The organism is Streptomyces violens (genome assembly GCF_000717745.1).
Taxonomy (GTDB): Bacteria; Actinomycetota; Actinomycetes; order Streptomycetales; family Streptomycetaceae; genus Streptomyces; species Streptomyces violens.
In genome coordinates this window covers 211,544-227,855 of the sequence record NZ_JOBH01000011.1, presented here as the reverse complement: position 1 = coordinate 227,855, position 16,312 = coordinate 211,544, and the positions used below count along the sequence as shown (strand labels likewise).

At 72.6% G+C, this 16,312-nt stretch carries 14 protein-coding genes; 10 read left to right on the top strand and 4 right to left on the bottom strand.

Annotation, left to right across the window (positions count from 1 at the left end):
- Position 1: 1 nt before the first annotated feature.
- Positions 2–1,264: an arginine deiminase gene (locus tag IF04_RS0123025; protein ID WP_030261109.1), complete on the top strand. Its 1,263-nt coding sequence runs from the start codon at positions 2–4 to the stop codon at positions 1,262–1,264.
- 196 nt (positions 1,265–1,460) lie between these two features.
- On the opposite strand, the gene IF04_RS0123020 is transcribed toward IF04_RS0123025, so the two are convergent.
- Positions 1,461–2,084: a TetR/AcrR family transcriptional regulator gene (locus tag IF04_RS0123020; RefSeq protein WP_030261107.1), complete on the bottom strand. Its 624-nt coding sequence runs from the start codon at positions 2,082–2,084 to the stop codon at positions 1,461–1,463.
- A 198-nt stretch (positions 2,085–2,282) separates the two neighbouring features.
- Between IF04_RS0123020 and IF04_RS0123015 the strand changes: the two genes are divergently transcribed.
- The 5 genes from IF04_RS0123015 (at position 2,283) to IF04_RS0122995 (ending at position 8,120) form a co-directional block, all read left to right on the top strand.
- On the top strand, positions 2,283–3,134 hold the full coding sequence (locus IF04_RS0123015) for an SDR family oxidoreductase (RefSeq protein WP_051831476.1): 852 nt from the start codon (positions 2,283–2,285) through the stop codon (positions 3,132–3,134).
- Positions 3,131–5,209, top strand: coding sequence for an acetate--CoA ligase family protein (locus tag IF04_RS0123010; protein ID WP_030261101.1), 2,079 nt, complete (start codon positions 3,131–3,133; stop codon positions 5,207–5,209). Before IF04_RS0123015 ends, IF04_RS0123010 begins: the two co-directional genes overlap by 4 nt.
- Positions 5,210–5,243: 34 nt before the next feature.
- The gene (locus IF04_RS0123005; protein WP_030261097.1) at positions 5,244–6,428 is read left to right on the top strand and encodes an acyl-CoA dehydrogenase family protein; all 1,185 of its coding nucleotides are present in this window, start codon (positions 5,244–5,246) and stop codon (positions 6,426–6,428) included.
- A complete protein-coding gene (locus tag IF04_RS40140) occupies positions 6,429–6,560 on the top strand; it encodes a hypothetical protein (RefSeq protein WP_281179689.1) in 132 nt (43 codons plus the stop codon).
- Between the two features lie 87 nt (positions 6,561–6,647).
- Complete coding sequence (locus tag IF04_RS0122995) at positions 6,648–8,120, top strand: purine-cytosine permease family protein (protein WP_051831475.1); 1,473 nt, start codon at positions 6,648–6,650, stop codon at positions 8,118–8,120.
- On the opposite strand, the gene IF04_RS0122990 is transcribed toward IF04_RS0122995, so the two are convergent.
- Positions 8,095–9,225, bottom strand: coding sequence for an acyl-CoA dehydrogenase family protein (locus IF04_RS0122990; protein WP_030261092.1), 1,131 nt, complete (start codon positions 9,223–9,225; stop codon positions 8,095–8,097). The two genes, IF04_RS0122995 and IF04_RS0122990, sit on opposite strands and share 26 nt — an antisense overlap.
- Positions 9,226–9,428: 203 nt before the next feature.
- Here IF04_RS0122990 and IF04_RS0122985 point away from each other — a divergent pair, with 203 nt between their 5' ends.
- Both IF04_RS0122985 and IF04_RS0122980 read left to right on the top strand, forming a co-directional pair.
- Positions 9,429–11,048 carry an AMP-binding protein gene (locus tag IF04_RS0122985; protein ID WP_030261090.1) on the top strand — a complete coding sequence of 540 codons (1,620 nt, stop codon included), beginning with the start codon at positions 9,429–9,431 and terminating at the stop codon, positions 11,046–11,048.
- A 4-nt stretch (positions 11,049–11,052) separates the two neighbouring features.
- Positions 11,053–11,913: a PaaX family transcriptional regulator gene (locus tag IF04_RS0122980; RefSeq protein WP_030261087.1), complete on the top strand. Its 861-nt coding sequence runs from the start codon at positions 11,053–11,055 to the stop codon at positions 11,911–11,913.
- 180 nt (positions 11,914–12,093) lie between these two features.
- Here IF04_RS0122980 and IF04_RS35990 read toward each other — a convergent pair whose 3' ends face one another.
- Entirely contained in the window at positions 12,094–12,858 is a 765-nt protein-coding gene (locus IF04_RS35990; protein WP_078600652.1) for an HAD family hydrolase, read from the bottom strand.
- Positions 12,859–13,431: 573 nt separating this feature from the next.
- On the opposite strand from IF04_RS35990, the gene IF04_RS0122970 reads away from it, so the two are divergent.
- Positions 13,432–14,151: a TetR/AcrR family transcriptional regulator gene (locus IF04_RS0122970; RefSeq protein WP_063829512.1), complete on the top strand. Its 720-nt coding sequence runs from the start codon at positions 13,432–13,434 to the stop codon at positions 14,149–14,151.
- A gap of 160 nt (positions 14,152–14,311) precedes the next feature.
- On the opposite strand, the gene IF04_RS0122965 is transcribed toward IF04_RS0122970, so the two are convergent.
- Positions 14,312–15,334 (bottom strand): MDR family NADP-dependent oxidoreductase, encoded by a 1,023-nt coding sequence (locus tag IF04_RS0122965; RefSeq protein ID WP_030261073.1) that lies wholly within the window; start codon positions 15,332–15,334, stop codon positions 14,312–14,314.
- A gap of 257 nt (positions 15,335–15,591) precedes the next feature.
- On the opposite strand from IF04_RS0122965, the gene IF04_RS0122960 reads away from it, so the two are divergent.
- Positions 15,592–16,188 carry a ScbR family autoregulator-binding transcription factor gene (locus IF04_RS0122960; protein WP_245654475.1) on the top strand — a complete coding sequence of 199 codons (597 nt, stop codon included), beginning with the start codon at positions 15,592–15,594 and terminating at the stop codon, positions 16,186–16,188.
- Positions 16,189–16,312 lie beyond the last annotated feature (124 nt).

Sequence of the window (16,312 nt, the reverse complement as noted above, 5' to 3'; positions counted from 1 at the left end):
CGTGACTGACCACGACACCTTTGCTTCCGCCGCGTACGGCGTCCACTCCGAGGTGGGCCGGCTGCGCAAGGTCCTCGTCTGCGCGCCGGGGCTCGCGCACCGCAGGCTCACCCCGACAAACTCCGACGACCTGCTCTTCGACGACGTCATGTGGGTGGAGAACGCGCAGCGCGACCATGCCGACTTCGTCAACAAGCTGCGCGGGCGCGGCGTCGACGTCGTGGAGCTGCACGAGCTGCTCGCGCAGACGGTGGCGATCCCCGAGGCGAAGGCATGGCTCCTGGACCGCAAGATCGTCGCCAATCAGGTCGGGGTCGGCCTCATCGACGACACCCGCGCGTTCCTGGAGACGCTCGAGCCGCGGCTGCTCGCGGAGTACCTCATCGGCGGGCTCGCCACCGCCGATCTGCCGGACGACCACCGTTCCGCCTATGTGTCGCTGGCGCGCGAATCCACCGGCGCGCGCGAATACTTGATGCCGCCGCTGCCCAACACGCTCTACACCCGCGACACCACGTGCTGGCTGTACGGCGGACTGACCCTCAACCCGCTCTACTGGCCGGCGCGGCACGACGAGACGCTGCTGATGAAGGCGGTCTACCTCTTCCACCCGGACTTCGTGGGGTCGACGGTGTGGTGGGGCGACCCCGAGAAGGGCTGGGGGCAGGCAACCTTCGAGGGCGGCGACATCATGCCCGTCGGCAACGGCGTCGTCCTGATGGGCATGAGCGAGCGCACCTCCCGCCAGGCCATCACGCAGGTCGCCGCCGCCCTGTTCGAGAAGGGCGCCGCCGAGCATGTCGTCGTCGCGGGAATGCCGAAGCTGCGCTCCGCGATGCACCTGGACACGGTCTTCACGTTCGCGGACCGGGACATCGTCACGCTCTATCCGCGGATCATGGACTCGGTGCACACATTCTCGCTGCGTCCCACCGACAAGGCGCCCGGTGTGCACATCACCGACGAGGGCGCCACGCCGTTCGTCGACGTCGTCGCCAAGGCGCTCGGCCTGAGCGGCCTGCGGATCATCGAGACCGGCGGCGACGTGTACGCGTCCGAGCGGCAGCAGTGGGACAGCGGCAACAACGCCGTCGCCGTCGAGCCGGGCGTCGTCTTCACGTACGACCGCAACACCCACACCAACACGCTGCTGCGCAAGGCCGGGGTCGAGGTCATCACCATCGTCGGCGCCGAACTGGGGCGCGGCCGCGGTGGTGGGCACTGCATGACCTGTCCGATCATGCGCGACCCGGTGGCCTTCTGAAGCCGCGTGGCCTGTGATTGCGCGATGGCCGCTGCCCCCCCACCGAAAAGAACCCCGGTCTCCCTGTGGGAGACCGGGGTTCGTCGCGAGCGCTGGGCAGGCCTTGCACCTGCATCTCCCCACAGGAAGTGGGGCGCCTTTCCTTGGACCACCAACGCCGGGCTCTGCACCGGTTTTCCCGGCGACGAGCTCAAGATCAACTGTACCGTACGGCCGGGATCTCGGCCACCAGCTCCCGTCGCACGAAGTCGACCAGCAGCTCCCGCATGACCGAGACCGTCATACGCGGGGCGCCGGTGAGGACCTGGATCGCGGCGCCGTCGGTGAGCGCGGTCAGGCGCAGGGCCACGCCCTCCAGGTCGAGGTCGGCGCGGAAGACGCCCTGCCGCTGGCCGCGCAGCACGATACGGATCACGGCGTCCTGCCAGCGGGCGTAGAACTCATTGTGCGCGGCGCGGAATTCGGGGCGCACCACAGCCTCGGCCCAGTACTGCAGCCAGATCGACCACTCGTCGCGCACCCGGCCGAGCCGCGGCAGCTGCATGTCGATGAGTTTCAGCAGCCGTTCGTGCGCGTTGTCGATGGCGCGCAGCTCCTCGCTCTGCCGGACGAACGCCTGCTCCACGCAGTACTTGAGCGCCTCGGCCAGCACATCGCTCTTGCCGGGGAAGTAGTAGTGCACGGTGCCGGTGCTGGTGCCGCAGACGCGGGCGATGTCGGCGATCCGTACGGAGTGGATGCCGCGCTCGGCGATGAGCTGCCAGGTGGCTTCGAGTATCGCCTGGCGGCGGTCCTCATCGGTACGTGGCGCAGCGGTCATCCCGTCCTCCGGGTACGGCAACAGTTGGCCAAAGCCTACTGACGCGTCAGTCAAACACAACCCCGGGCCCTCGGCACCCCTCGTCGGTCCGCGGAAATTACCGCCGGGAAACGTTGGCCGTATCCCTTGACGGCTCCCCTTGTGATGAGGCTGACTGACGCATCAGTCAGACGAGTTCCGCTCAACGAGGAGGCCCCTGTGGGGAGCGCATCACCCCCGTACGCCACCGCGTCCGTCCTGCGGCCCGGCGTACACGAAGGCAAGGTCGCCCTGATCACCGGCGGCGGTACCGGCATCGGCCGGGCCACCGCGCTGGACCTCGCCGCGGGCGGGGCAAGCGTGGTCGTCTGCGGCCGCCGCGCGGAGCCGCTGGCCGAGGTCCGCAAGGAGATCGAGGAAGCCGGCGGCAACTGCCTGGACATCGCCGCCGACATCCGCGACGAGGAGCAGGTCACGGCGGTCGTGGACCGGGCGCTGGACGCCTACGGCCGGGTCGACGTACTGGTCAACAACGCGGGCGGGCAGTTCACCGCGCCCGCCGAGGACATCAGCGCGAACGGCTGGCGGGCCGTGCACCGGCTCGCCGTGGACGCCGCCTGGAACGTCACCCGCGAGGTCGCGCGGAAGGCGATGATCCCGCAACGGTCGGGGGCCGTCTTCTTCCTCGCGTTCTCGCCGCGCCGCGGCATCCCCGGCATGGTGCACGCCACCGCGGCCCGCGCCGCCGTGGAGAACCTGGCGGCCGGGCTGAGCCTGGAGTGGGGCCGGTACGGCATCCGCAGCGTCTGCGTCGCGCCCGGCACCATCGCCACCGGCGGCCTCGAAGAGACCTACACCGAGGCGGACCGCGAACGGTGGGCGCAGGCCGTGCCGCTGGGTCGGCTCGGCCGCGCCGAGGACGTCTCCGGCCTGATCTCCTTCCTCGCCTCGCCCGGAGGCGCGTACATCACCGGCACCACCGTCGTCGTCGACGGCGGCGCCGACGCCTGGGGCACCGGGCACCCCGTCCCCGCGCAGTCCCCGCCGCGCTCCGAGGAGGCCAACCCGTGACGGTGCTCACCCCCGAAGGGCAGGTACGCGATCTGACCGCCCTGTTCGCGCCCCGCGTGGTCGCCGTGGTCGGCGCGAGCAACGACCAGGCCAAGTACGGCAACTGGCTCTCCGTGCAGGCGCTGCGGATGCAGGGCCGGCGCGCGGTGTACCTGATCAGCAGGCGCGGCGAGCCGGTGCTCGGCGAGCCCACGTACCGGACCCTCGCCGAACTCCCCGAGCCGGTCGACCTCGTGGTGATCGCGGTGCCGGCGGCCGGTTTTGAAGCCGCCGTCGAGGACGCGCTGGCGGCCGGTGCGAAGGCGATCGTCGGGATCACCGCGGGCTTCGGCGAGCTGGGTGCGGAGGGCAGGGCCCGGGAGGCCGCGCTCGCCGCCCGGGTGCGCGCGGCCGGTGCCGTCCTGCTCGGCCCCAACTGCCTCGGCGTACTGGACAGCACCACCGGCCTGTACCTGGCCTCCAACCCGCTGCCCGCCGGGACCGTCGGGCTGATCTCGCAGAGCGGTAACGTGGCGCTCGAGCTGAGCCGCTTCCTCACCGACCGCGGCCTCGGCTTCTCCCGCTTCGCCTCGCTCGGCAACCAGGCCGACCTGGGCGCCGCCGACCTGATCCGCTCGTACACCGAAGACCCCGGTACCGAGCTGATCGCGCTGTACTGCGAGGACTTCGGGGACGGGCGCGCCTTCGTGGCCGCTGCCGCGGACGCGGTGGCCGCGGGCAAGCCGATCGTACTGCTCACCGTGGGCGGCAGCGCCGCCTCCGTACGCGGCGCCAAGTCCCACACCGGCGCGCTGACCACCGACAGCAGCGTCATCGACGCCGCCTGCCGGGCGGCCGGCATCGACCGGGTCACCAGTCCCCGGCAGATGACCGACCTGCTCACCGCGCTGCACCGCTTCGGGCACGCGCGGGCCGACCGGGTGGCCGTACTGGCCGACGGCGGCGGGCACGCGGCGGTCGCCTGCGATCTGGCCGAGGCACAGGGGCTGTCCGTACCGGAGTTCGGGCCGGAGCTGGCCGCCGCGCTGCGGGCCTCGCTGCCGCCGTCCGCGGGCGTCGGCAACCCGGTCGACATCGCGGGCGCCGGCGAGCGGGACATCACGTCCTTCGCCCGCACGATGCAGCTGCTGCTGGCCGCCCCGGACACCGACGCGGTGCTGCTGACCGGGTACTTCGGCGGATACGCGAGCTACGGCGAACGGCTGGCCGGTGCGGAGCTGGCCACCGCCCGGGAGCTGGGCGAGCTGGTCCGCGACTACGGCAAGCCGGTCGTCGTGCACACGATGTGCCCCGACAGCGCGGCCGTCGAGGAGCTGCGCCGGCAGGGCATGCCGGTCTTCGCGGCCGTCGAGGACGCCGCGCAGTGCCTGGGGATGCTGGCCCGGCGCGCCGAACCGGCCGACCGGCCGGGCCTGCCGGAGGGCGAAGGCAGCCGGCCGGTCGCCGACAACGGCTACTGGACCGCGCGCGAGCTGGTCCGCGCCGCGGGCGTGGCCTTTCCCGCGGCCCGGCAGGTCAGTACGCCCGACGGGGCGGCCGAGGCCGCGCGGCAGATCGGCGGCGGCCCGTACGTCGTCAAGGCCCTCGGCCTGCTGCACAAGTCCGACGCGGGCGGCGTCGCCCTCGGACTCGCGGACCCCGAGGCCGTACGGGCCGCAGCGCAGGACATGACGGACCGGCTGGCCCCGCCCGGCTTCTGCGTCGAGGCCATGGCGGACCTGAGCCGGGGCGTGGAGATCATCGTCGGCGTGCAGCGCGACCCGAGGTTCGGCCCGGTCGCCATGGCCGGGCTCGGCGGCATCACCACCGAGGTGCTGCGCGACGTGACCTTCGCGCTGGCCCCGCTCGTACCGGCCCAGGCCAAGGAGCTGCTGCAGCGGCTGGGCGCCGCCCGGCTGCTGCACGGCGTACGCGGCCGGCCCGCCGTCGACCTCGACGCGCTCGCCGAGTCCGTCGCCGCCATCGCCACCCTCGCCGCCGAGCACCCGGAGATCGCCGAGCTGGAGGTCAATCCGCTGCTCGCGACGCCGGACGGCTGCCTCGGCCTGGACGCCCGCATCGTCCTCGCCGACTGACGACCCATCACTTTTTGACGTCTGAGGAGACACCGTGCAGTTCGCTTACACCCCGCGCCTGGCCGAGCTGAAGGAACGTGCCGCCGGACTCGCCGCGAAAATCATGCCGTACGAGGAGGAGTGCGAGGCGAACAATGGCCTCGCCCCCGAGGCGCTGGCCGCCATCCGGGACGAGGTGCTGGCCAGCGGCCTGCAGGCGATCAATATGCCGGCCGAGTGGGGCGGCGCCGGGCTGACCGTGCTGGAGCAGGTCGTCGTCCAGGACGAGCTGGGCAAGCTGACCGGCGCGCTCTGGGACACGGTCTGGCGACCCGCCAACTGCCTGCGCGCCGCCACCCCCGAGCAGCGCGAGCGCTATCTGCTGCCCGGCATCCAGGGCCGCTGCCGGGACGCCGTCGCGATCACCGAGGCGGACGCGGGCTCGGACCCGTCCGGTATCAGGACCACGGCCACGCCGGACGGCGACGGGTACGTCATCAACGGCGAGAAGTGGTTCGTGACGGTCGGCGACGCGGCCGACTTCCTGATCGTCCTCGCCAACGTCGCGCCGTCGGGCGCCCCCACGCTCTTCCTGATCGACAAGGACACCCCTGGCGTCTCGGTCAAGCGCACCCCGCGCTACACCCACACCTTCGTCTACGAGCACCCCGAGTTCCTCTTCGAGGACGTCCGGGTCGGCGCCGACGCCGTACTCGGCGAGGTCGGCCAGGGGTACGAGCTGACCCGCGACTGGTTCACCGAGGAGCGGCTGATGATCGGGGCGCGCACGATCGGCGCGGCCGAGCGGGCGCTGACGCTCGCCACCGACTGGGCCAAGCAGCGCGTCCAGGGCGGCGAACCCCTGATCAACCGTCAGCTCATCCAGGGCATGCTCGCGGACTCGGTCGTGGACATCACCACCAACCGGGCCTTCACCCACCAGGTGGCCTGGGAGTTCACCGAGGGCGGCGACCGCAAGCTGCTGCACGCGCGGGCCGCGACAGTGAAGCTCGCCGCGTCCGAGGCGTCCAACCGCGTCGTCGACCGCTGCCAGCAGATCTTCGGCGGCCGCGGCTACATGCGGGACCAGCCGGTCGAGCGGCTCTGGCGCGAGCTGCGCGTCGACCGCATCTGGGAGGGCACCTCGGAGATCCAGCGGCTGGTGATCGCCAACGAGATCACCAAGCGCGGGCTCGGCGGGCTGCTGTCCTTCGCCCCGGCGCCCGCTCCGGAGGCATGAGTGGCGGCCACCGGTACGGCGGGCACCGTCGAGGTCACCGTGCACGGCCGGGTCGCCGAGGCGCCCCGCGAGACGGGCCTGCTGCTGGAACAGCTCGCGTACGCGGCACTGCACCGCACCGACGACAGCTGAGAGCCCCGGGGGCGGGCCGCGGAGAGGGACCCGCGGCCCGCCCCCTTCCCTTCCCCGCAGACGTCTTTCTTCAGGAGGAGTCGCACCGTGACAGCGAGTCCGATCATCGAAACCCGGTCCATCGACTACGTGCCGCTGGCCGAGCGGCACGGCAAGGTGTGGCACCTCTTCCCCGTGTGGTTCGCGGGCGACGCCCACCTGGCCACCATCGCGACCGGCGCCATCGGCGTCGCGCTGGGCGGCAATCTCATATGGACCGCGATCGCCGTGGTGCTCGGCGGCGCGTTCGGCACGTTCTTCATGGCCTTCCACTCCACCCAGGGCCCGCAGCTCGGGCTGCCGCAAATGGTGCAGTCCCGCCCGCAGTTCGGGTACGTGGGCGCGCTGCTGGTGTGGGTGGTGGCGCTGACCACGTACATCGGGTACACCGCGTTCAACCAGATCCTGATCGCGCAGGCGATGCACCACCTGGCCGGCACCCCGGCCGCGGCGAGCTACATCGGTTACGCGGCACTCGCCATCGTCCTCGCGGTCATCGGCTACGACGTCATCCACCGCGCCTCCCGCTGGCTCACGTACCTGGTGATCGCGGTGCTGGCGGTCTTCTCGGTGGGTGTCGTGGCGGTCGCCCCCTTCTCGCCCGCGCAGCTCGACCTCGGCAGCTTCGCCCTCGCGCCGTTCCTGGTGCAGTTCTTCACCGCGGCCGTGTACCAGATGTCCTGGTCGATCTATGTCTCGGACTACTCGCGGTATCTGCCGCCGACGGTCGGTGTGCGGTCGTCCTTCTGGTGGACGTACCTGGGCGCGTGGATCGGCGGCGCGTGGATGATGCTGATCGGCACGGTCGCGGCGGGGCTGTTCCCGAAGGCCGAGCTGGTCGACTCGGTGATCTCGGCGGGGGACGCGCTGTTCCCCGGCTTCGGCGTGACGCTGCTGCTGGTCTCCGTCGTGCCGCTGATCTCCATCGGCACGCTCAACTTCTACGGCGGCAGCCTGACCCTGCTCTCCAGCATGGACTCGGTACGGAAGATCCGGCCGACGCTCGCCAAGCGGATCGCGGCGCTGCTGGTACTCGGCGTGCTCTCCACCGCGATCGCGTTCGGCTCCGACAGGTCGTTCCTGACCGACTTCGAGCACTTCCTGACCGTACTGGGCTACCTCTTCACCCCCTGGACGGCGATCAACCTGGTCGACTTCTACGTGGTGCGGCGCGGCCACTACTCGATCCGGGAGATCTTCAACCCGCGCGGGATGTACGGGCGGTGGAGCGGGCGCGGGCTGCTCGCCTACGGGATCGGCTTCCTGTCGATGCTGCCGTTCGCGGAGCTCGGGGACCTCAGAGGGCCGGGCGCCGCGTGGGTGGGCGGCGCCGACATCACGATGCTGATCGGGCTGCCGGTCTCCGCCGGGGTGTACGTGCTGGCCTGCCGCTCGCTGGACCTGACGGCCGAGCGGGCCGCCGTGGTTGCGGCGGACGCGGGGCTGGAGGACGGCGCCGCGGCCGATGGCGGGGTGTCCGACGGCGGGGCGCCCGTCACCGGTACAGCTCCCGCGCGATGATCGTCCGCTGCACCTCGGTCGCGCCCTCGTAGATACGCGGCGCGCGCACCTCCCGGTAGAGGTGTTCCAGCAGGTGGCCGCGGCGCAGGGCGCGGGCGCCGTGGATCTGTACGGCGGCGTCGACGGCCTCCTGGGCGGTCTCGGTGGCGAGCAGCTTGGCCATGGCGGCGCGCTTGGCGATGCCGGGCGCGCCCGCGTCGTAGGCCGCGGCTGCCGCGTACACCAGCAGCCGGGCCGCCTCGATACGGGTCGCGAGGTCGGCGAGGCGGTGGGAGACGGACTGCAGGTCCTTCAGCGGTCCGCCGAAGGCGGTGCGGGTGGCGGCGTGTTTCAGGGCCGCGTCCAGCGCCGCCTGGGCCATGCCGACGGCGAAGGCGCCGACGCTGGGCCGGAAGAGGTTCAGGGTGCGCATCGCGACGCCGAAGCCGCGGCCGGGCTCGCCCAGGACGTCGGCGCGGGTGACCGGGACGCCGTCGAAGACGAGGGTGCCGATGGGGTGCGGGCTGAGCATGTCCAGGTGCTCGCCGCTCAGCCCTGGTCGATCGGCGGGGACGAGGAAAGCGGTGACACCGCGGGCGCCGGGGGCCTCGCCGGTGCGCGCGAAGACCGTGGCGAAGTCGGCCTCGGGCGCGTTGGAGATCCAGCACTTCTCGCCGGTGAGCCGCCAGCCGCTGCCGCTCGTGCCGTCCGGCTCGGCGGCCAGGGTGAGCGCCGCCGCGTCGGAGCCCGCGCCGGGCTCGCTGAGCGCGAAGGCGGCGACCGCGCGCCCGGCGGCGACCTCCGGCAGCCAGCGCGCCCGCTGCTCCTCGGTACCGGACTGCAGTACGGGGTAGGCGCCGAGCCCCTGGAGCGCGAGCGCGGTCTCCGCCTCCGTGCACTCCTGGGCCAGCGACTCCCGCAGCAGGCACAGATCCAGGGCGCGGACGGTGCCGCCCTCGGGGAACAGCCGCCTCAGCAGCCCCAGTTCACCGAGCGCGGCCACCAGCGGGCGGTTGATCCGGCCGGGCTCGCCCTTCTCGGCGAGCGGGCGCAGTCGGGCGGCGGTCAGGGCCCGGAGTTCGGCACACCAGGTCTCGTCGCCGGCGTCCAGCGCGAATGCGGTCACAGGGCGGCTCCCTTGTCGCGGTCTGCTCCATCGCGGTCCGACTTGTCGCGGTCTGCTGTGTCGCGGTCGGCCTTATGACGGTCTGCTTTATCGCGGTCTGTTGACTGCCGTCACGAACACGTTACGCTGGCGAACCGTCCGTACGGCAGTCCCCGGCGGCCCTCGGACACCACGGCTGAGCGTCACGAGGGGGCGCATGTGTCATGGACCTACAGCCATCGGCCCACGCCGACACCTTCTCCCGAGACCATCTCCCACCACCCCAGCAGTGGCCGCACCTCGGCGATCTGGGCTATCCCGACCGGCTCAACTGCGGTACCGAGCTGCTGGACGGCTCGCTGAACCGGTTCGGCGCGGAGCGGCCCGCCCTGCGCGACGGCGACGGGACGGTCTGGACGTACGGCGAGCTGCGTGAGCGCGTCAACCGCATCGCGCACGTACTGAGCGACGATCTCGGCGTGCGGCCCGGCACGCGCGTGCTGCTGCGCGGGCCGAACTCCCCCGCGCTCGCCGCCTGCTGGCTGGCGGTGATGAAGGCGGGCGCGGTGGCGGTGACCGTACCGGCCGCGCAGCGCGCCCACGAGCTGGCCACCATCTGCGACCTCGCGCGTATCCGGCACGCGGTGTGCGACGTACGGTCGGTGGACGATCTGGCCAAGGCCGCGCTGCCTGATCTGGCGGTCACCGCGTACGGCGGCGAGGCGCCCGACGATCTGCTGCGCCGGGCCGCGGACAAGCCCGCCGAGTACACGGCGGTGGACACCTCCGCCGACGATGTCGCGCTGATCGCGTTCACCTCCGGCACCACCGGGCGGCCCAAGGGCTGTATGCACTTCCACCGGGATGTGCTCGCCATCGCCGACACCTTCTCGGCGCACGTGCTGCGCCCCGTGCCGGACGACGTCTTCGCGGGCAGCCCGCCGCTGGGCTTCACCTTCGGCCTCGGCGGCCTGGTGATCTTCCCGCTGCGGGCCGGGGCCAGCGCGCTGCTCACCGAAGGGGGCGGCCCCCGCGGGCTGCTGCGGGACATCGCGGCCCACCGGGTCTCCGTCCTGTTCACCGCGCCCACCGCCTACCGCGCGATGCTGCCCGAACTGGCCGGGTACGACGTGACGTCGCTGCGCCGCTGCGTCTCGGCGGGCGAGAACCTGCCGGCGGCCACCTGGCACGCCTGGCGGGCCGCGACCGGCCTGCGGCTCATCAACGGCATCGGCGCGACGGAGCTGCTGCACATCTTCCTCTCGGCCGCCGACGATGCCGCCCGCCCCGGGTTCACCGGAGTGCCGGTACCGGGGTACGAGGCGCGGGTGGTGGACACGGCGGGCCGGCCGGTGCCGGACGGCGAGCCGGGACTGCTGGCGGTGCGCGGCCCGACCGGCTGCCGCTACCTCGCCGATCCGCGCCAGCTGGAGTACGTACGGGACGGCTGGAACCTCACCGGCGACACCTATGTGCGCGAGCCGGACGGGTACTTCCGCTATGTCGCACGCGCCGACGACATGATCATCTCGGCCGGGTACAACATCGCCGGGCCCGAGGTCGAGGAGGCACTGCTGCGGCATCCGGCGGTGGCCGAGGCGGCCGTGGTGGGCCGCTTCGACGCGGAACGCGGACAGGTCGTCGTCGCCCATGTGGTGCTGGGCCCGGACCTCCCCCGTTCGGAGGAAACCGTCGCCGCGCTGCGGGAGTTCACCAAGGCCGAGATCGCGCCGTACAAGTGCCCGCGCGAGATCGTCTTCCACGACGCGCTTCCCCGGACGCCGACCGGCAAACTCCAGCGCTTCCGGCTGCGGGCCCCCTTGCAGGGTGCCCCTTTAGAGTGACGGCGTGAGTGACCCGCAGCCGCAGCGCACCCCACGGTCCCTGATCGTCACCTTCTACGGCGCGTACGGACGCGACGTGAAGGGGGAACCGCTGGGGCCGGTGCCGGTGGCGGCGCTCATCACGCTGCTGGGCGTGGTGGGCGTGGACCCGCCGTCGGTGCGCTCGGCGGTCTCCCGGCTCAAGCGCCGCGAGCTGCTGGTGCCCGCGCGCACGCCGGCGGGCGCCGCCGGGTACGCGCTGTCGGAGGACGCGCGCGAGCTGCTGGCCGACGGCGACCGGCGGATCTACGGGCGGCCCGCGGCGCGCGCGAGCGACGGCTGGGTGCTGGCGGTGTTCTCGGTACCCGAAGAGGAGCGGCACAAGCGGCACCTGCTGCGCTCCCGGCTGGCCCGGCTCGGCTTCGGTACCGCGGCTCCGGGCGTATGGATCGCCCCGGGCCATCTCTACGAGGAGACCCGGCACGTACTGCGGCGCCTCCATCTCGATCCGTACGTCGACCTCTTCACCGGCGCGCACGCCGGGTTCGCGCCAACGGTGGAGGCGGTCGCGCGCTGGTGGGACCTGCCCGCGATCGCCGGGCGGCACCGCGCGTTCCTCGACGCGCACGAGCCGGTACTGCGGCGCTGGACCCACCGCCGCGGAACGGAGCCCGAGACGGCTTACCACGACTATCTGCTGGCCCTGGACGCCTGGCGGCGCCTGCCGTACGCCGATCCCGGCCTGCCTGCCGCGCTGTTGCCGGACGACTGGCCCGGTGGCCGCGCGGCGGCGGTCTTCGGCCGGCTGCACCGCCGGCTGCATGCGGCGGGCGCGGAGTTCGCGCACGGCGTGCTGGGTGAGCGGGGCGCGCTGGGTCCCCGGTGAGGGACGGGCCTCCGCATGGGGGGTCCGGCGTGCGCACCGGCGGGAGACGGCCGTCGGGGTGGCGGCGCGTCCGCGCGCGGGGCACGTCGTGCGGAGCGGGCGTCGTACAGGGCGGGCGTCGTACGGACGTCATACGGGGCGGACGGGGTACGGCCCCGGGGTGACGGGCAGCGGAGCGCCTCAGCGCATCCGGTGGTACCCGGCGGCCATCTCGACCGGGCGGGGGCGGGAGGCGGCCACCGCGGCGACCACGTCCCGGAAGGAGCTGCACATCCGAGTGCCGGCCACCGCGGCCAGCTCCCCGAAGCGGCCCACGCCGTAGGTCACGGCGATCGGGGCCATGTGGGCGGTGACGGCCATGCGCATGTCGCCGACGGTGTCACCGACGTACGCACTCTCGCGCGGCGAGACGCCCAGCTGCGAGACGGCGCGCAGCGCCATCTCCGGGTGCGGCTTCCCGCGCCGCACCATGTCGTGGCAGATGACCGGGCCGACCAGGTCGCGGATGCCCATCACGTCCAGCAGCGCCTCGGCGCTGCGCGCCACCTTGGAGGTGGCCACGGCCAGTTCGATGCCGTGCGCGCGGAGCGCCGACAGGCCGGCGGAGACGCCGGGGAACAGCAGGCGCGGGCCCTCGCGGAGCACTTCGTGGGCGAAGAGTTCGCGGTAGCGACCCATCGCGGTGAGCACCGCCTCATCCGTCTCCGGGCGGCCGAGCAGCTGCCCGAAGGCGGCCGGTGCCGGCTTGCCGACCGCGGCCGCGGCCTGCCGGGGCGTCACCCGGCGCCCCTGCTCCGCGACCACCTTGGAGAGCAGCCGGCCAATGGCGGGCAGCGTGTCGGCGAGGGTGCCGTCCAGGTCGAATACGACAGCCCGGATCGGGACCGTACCGCCACCCCGCGGCGCCCCCCCGATGCCTTCGCCGACGTCCGCTGAATCGCGCATTGCTCGATACCTTTCCGATGCGTTGACGGGCCGGGCGGAGTCCAGGACTCCCACCGGCGATGAGGAACTGAAACCGATGCATGTGTGAAGAGTGAAGCGGTTCCGTCGGCGCGCAACGCCGCGGGGGCCTGGCGGGGAAGCGCTACAACGGCTTTCATAGAGGCAACGCGTTTCGTTGCTCACCTTTGCAGATTTAAAAACCGCCTGCGCTGTTTGTCAATGCGCTGAGCCACACCTCACACACAACGCGTACACGACTGCAACGCATGTGACACCCGGGACGAACCGTCATCCGCCCATCACAAGGCGACGATCATGGGGGTAGCACTTCGGCCACCTCGGCTTCGAGAGATCGGCCGGTTACCGCGCCCGACACCGCCGGGCCGTACGATATTGAAACCGCATGGTTGGTTTTTCTCGCTACCCTTTCGCCGCATCGAACCACGTGAACCAAGAACCATGTGAGCCATCGAGCCATGGGGCTCCCGCGTGACGGAGCCCTCGGCTCACCGAGCTCGCGAGCCGGACCGGCTCCACGAGCCCGCGAGCCGGACGAGAGACAGGACGGACACAGTGCCCACGCAGCACCGCGCGATCCAGAGCCGCCAGGCGCTCATCCGCTCGGCCGCCCAGAGCTTCATCGACAAGGGCGTCTCCGCCTCCGGCATGGTCGACATCAGCCGGCGCGCGAGACTGAGCAAAGGCGCGCTCTACTTCCACTTCGAGTCCAAGGAAGAACTGACCCTCGCCGTACGGGACGAGGCGCTCGGTGCACTGCGCGAGCTGGAGGAGCAGCTCCTGCGCGCGCCCGACCCGCTGCTGAGCGCGTCCCGCGACTTCGCCGCCGCCCTGCTGGACCGGGTCGACCGGGACGTCGTCGTCCGCGCCGGGCTGCGGATCCGCCCGGAGAGCGACCCCGCGCCCAGCGGCGCCCTGCTGCACCGGCGGTGGTGCACGCTGTTCCTGGAGAAGGCCGCCGCCGACCGCTCGGCGGGCCGGCTGCCCCCGGACACCGACCCGCAGCGGCTCGCCCGGGCGCTGACCACGATGGTGGTCGGGCTGCTGGAGCTCGGCCACGCGGACCGTACGTGGTGGAGCCGGGAGGCCGTGACGGACATGTGGCGGCAGTTGGTCCCCGCACCCCGGGCGGTGCCCGCCGGCGCCGGCGCGGGGCGCCCGCTGCGGGCCGGGCCGCCCGGCGGGCCGCGCGCCGCCGTCCCCCAGCCCGCCCTGCGCGGCGCCGCGGGGCGCGACCCGGCCGGCTTCGCGCCGCGCCGCACGCCGCCGCGCTGACCGTCGTAAGCCCCTCGAGACGCCCGCCCGCAACGGTCGTCGCACGGGTGCGGCGGTCACCGCCTGCCCGATGACCGCCGCGCCCGTGTGCCGCAGGGACCCGTCAGGGTGGGCCCCTACGGCTGCCGCCCGGCCCGCCCCCCGGCGGGCCGCACGGAGTTCACAGTTCGACCAGCACCGCCCCGGTGTGGTCACCCTGGACGAGTTCGCGCAGCGCCTCCGGGGCCTGGTCCAGGCCGCGCAGCCGGCTGTGCGCGAAGATCAGCGTGCCGTCGCGCAGCCCGCGCCCGAACTCCTCGGTCCACTCCTGCGCGAGGCCCGGGTGGTCGCGTACCGAGAAGCCGCGCAGCGTGACCCGCCGGGAGACCACCAGACCGGCGTCCAGCTCGACCGGCGCCGTGATCCCGTCCCCGTCGTCCCCCAGCTGCGCCGACAGCGCGCCCACGAGCGCGAACCGGGCTCCGGTACGGGCCGATTCGAGCGCCGCCGCCAGCTGCTCGCCGCCCACGGTGTCCAGCAGCACGTCGATGCCGTTGGGCGCCGCCTTGCGCAGCTGCGGGCCGATCGGCCCGGCGCCGCGGAGCACCACCTCGTCGTAGCCCAGCTCCTTCACCAGGTACGCGGCCTTGCTCTCGGAGCCGGTGGAGCCGATGACCCGGCGCGCCCCCAGGCGCCGGGCGAGCTGGCCCGCGAGGCTGCCGACGCCACCGGCCGCGCCGGTGATGAACACCGTGTCGCCGGGGCGTACTTGCGCGATGCGCACCAGGGCGCCCCAGGCCGTGGCGCCCTGCGAGAGATGCGCCGCCGGGTCGGGCAGCGCCTCGGGGTCGATGCGGTGCGCCCGTGCCGCGTCCACCAGAGCGTACTCCCGCCAGCCCAGGTCGTGCCGGACGAGGTCGCCGGGCGCGAAGCCGCCGCCGGGCGCCTCCACGACCTCGCCGATCGCCGCGCCCCACAGCGCCCGGCCCGGCACGAAGGAGGGCATGGGCAGTTCGGCCCCGGTCATCATCGTGCGCATCGCGGCGGTCACGGCCATGATCCGATTGCGCACCAGGACCGTGCCCGGCGCCGGTTCCGGCAGCGGGGTGTCGGCCACCGTGAAGTGATCCGGTGTCAGGGCGCCGTCGGCGCGGGCGGCGAGGCGGACTTCGCGGTGGGTGGCGGGGTGGACGGGCGCGGCCATGGGGGGAGGCTCCTGGGATAGAGGGCTGCGGGACGGTTGCGGGAGCCCGTACGCACGCGCCGCGTCCGGACTCGGGGCCGACCGTGCAGGACCGGTACGACCGGAACGAAGCTTTCCCAAATCTCCACGGCAGATCAATACCGTCTGGTTGGATTATTGTTTGCGCCGTCAATAGAATTCGGCCAGATCCGCCGGAGGCGGACGCGCCCCAGAACGAAAGACGCGGAGGACCGCCGGTGGCCAAGCAGGAACGGGCAGTGCGCACTCGACAGGCCGTCCTCGTGGCGGCGGCCCAGGTCATCGGCGAACGGGGCTACGAAGCGGCCACCATCGCGGAGATCATCCACCGGGCCCAGGTCACCAAGGGCGCGCTGTACTTCCACTTCCCGTCCAAGGACGCCCTGGCCCGCGCGGTCATCGCGGAACAGACCGAGATGCTCGTCCCGCCGCCCAGCGACTCCCGGTTGCAGGATGTCATCGACTTCAGCCATCAGGTGGCGCAGGCGCTGCGGGACGACCCGGTACTTCAGGCCGGCACCCGGATCGCGGTGGAAACCACTTTCAGCCGCGAGCCGCTGGTGCCGTACCAGGACTGGATCGAGATCGTGACCCGGATGTTCACCGAGGCGCGCGAGCGCGGGGAGTTGCTGTCGGCGGTGAACCCGGTGAAGGCCGCGGAGTTCGTCGTGTCCTCGTACATGGGCGTGCAGCTCTTCTCCCAGGCCGTCACGAACCGCGCCGACCTGCATGAACGCGTCACCTCTCTGTGGCGGCACATCCTCCCGGGCCTGGCCCCGCCGGGAGCCTTGAGCCACCTGACTCCCAGCGGCCGGTGGGAACGCCACGCCGCCTGAACCGACCCCCGACCCTCCTCCGACGGCGGCCACTTGGCCGCCGTCTTCTGTCGTTCCGGGCCACCCGTCGCTTCATGCAGCACGGCCGCAAACAGCCCTGGCCTTATCTCTACGTCATCACACG

Excerpts from the sequence above, each read along its gene's own strand:
- IF04_RS35990 (WP_078600652.1), bottom strand. The coding sequence starts at position 12,858 with ATGCGCGATTCAGCGGACGTCGGCGAAGGCATCGGGGGGGCGCCGCGG.
- IF04_RS0122985 (WP_030261090.1), top strand. The coding sequence starts at position 9,429 with ATGGACCTACAGCCATCGGCCCACGCCGACACCTTCTCCCGAGACCAT.
- IF04_RS0122965 (WP_030261073.1), bottom strand. The coding sequence starts at position 15,334 with ATGGCCGCGCCCGTCCACCCCGCCACCCACCGCGAAGTCCGCCTCGCC.
- IF04_RS0123020 (WP_030261107.1), bottom strand. The coding sequence starts at position 2,084 with ATGACCGCTGCGCCACGTACCGATGAGGACCGCCGCCAGGCGATACTC.